This is a genomic window from Rhodococcus sp. MurmanLake-1 (assembly GCF_056945715.1).
Genome location: NZ_JBWZNF010000054.1, coordinates 1 through 1,070, shown reverse-complemented (window position 1 = coordinate 1,070; position 1,070 = coordinate 1). Strand labels below are relative to the sequence as shown.

2 pseudogenes are annotated in these 1,070 nt (G+C 29.0%); one reads left to right on the top strand and one right to left on the bottom strand.

From position 1 onward, the window contains the following. Positions 1–273 (bottom strand): annotated as a pseudogene (locus AC2ETI_RS32545) (hypothetical protein); the annotation flags it as partial. Positions 274–791: 518 nt separating this feature from the next. On the opposite strand from AC2ETI_RS32545, the pseudogene AC2ETI_RS32540 reads away from it, so the two are divergent. Then, a pseudogene (locus AC2ETI_RS32540) lies at positions 792–1,070 on the top strand (hypothetical protein); the annotation flags it as partial.

Here is a 1,070-nt window from a genome sequence, read left to right as displayed (position 1 = left end):
GGTAACTTGTAAATGTGTTCCTGTCCATAAAGCAGTACGATACGTATTATTTTGCTTTGCTGCTTCATTGATATTAACAACAAATGGTTCTGATCCATAATCTTTTAACGAAATACTTCCATCACCATTGGAAAAACGAAAAAAATCAAATCTGTTTGTATAATCTATCTCATTAGGAAAATTCCAGTAAACAGACTGTCTTCCATAGTTATACATTGATACATTAGCATAATAAGGATATTGATATCGATACATAAAAGGAATATAGTGCATTTTTCTCAATCCTTCACAATTTTATAAAATTATCCTATGCACTGGTTAAGTCAATGTACTTAAAATTCAAAGTGACTTTTGTAAAGAAAGATTTTTAGCCTAAAACACTTATTTCATTAAATGGACCTTTAACTTAACAATACAATTGAAGTTTAAAAATCAAAAGAAAAAAACTATATCAACAAAGTTTTTCATCAAACTTTGTTTTAAAATTATCAATCTTTTTTATACAAGATTTTATACAATTTTTTGTACTAATACAGGACATTCGTAAACCGGAAAAACCATAGTATCTCAACAATGTATAAAATCATGCATAGGATGACAAACAAAGAAAAAGCGGAATCCTTATTATATCAATGGATTCCGCTTTTTCCTTGCTGCCGATAATGAGACGTTATGTATACTAGATTTGTATAACGTATTCATGTGTTTTTAATAAGTCACCTTGAATCTAAGTACATTTCTTTAACAAGTGCATAGAATAATTTTGTAAAAACGTGAAAGGATTGGGGAAAATGCACTATAATCCTTATATATATCCATATCAATATCTTTATTATGTTAATGTACCAATACCAATGTATAACTATGGAAGACAGTCTGTTTATTGTACTTTTCCTAATGAGATAGAGCATGCAAACAGATTTGATTCTTTTCACCCTTCCAACGGTGATAGAAGAATTTCGTTAACAGATTATGGACCAAAACCATTTGTTGTTAATATCAATGAAGCAACTAAACAAAACAATACCTATCGTACTGCTTTATGGACAGGAACACATTTACAAGTTACT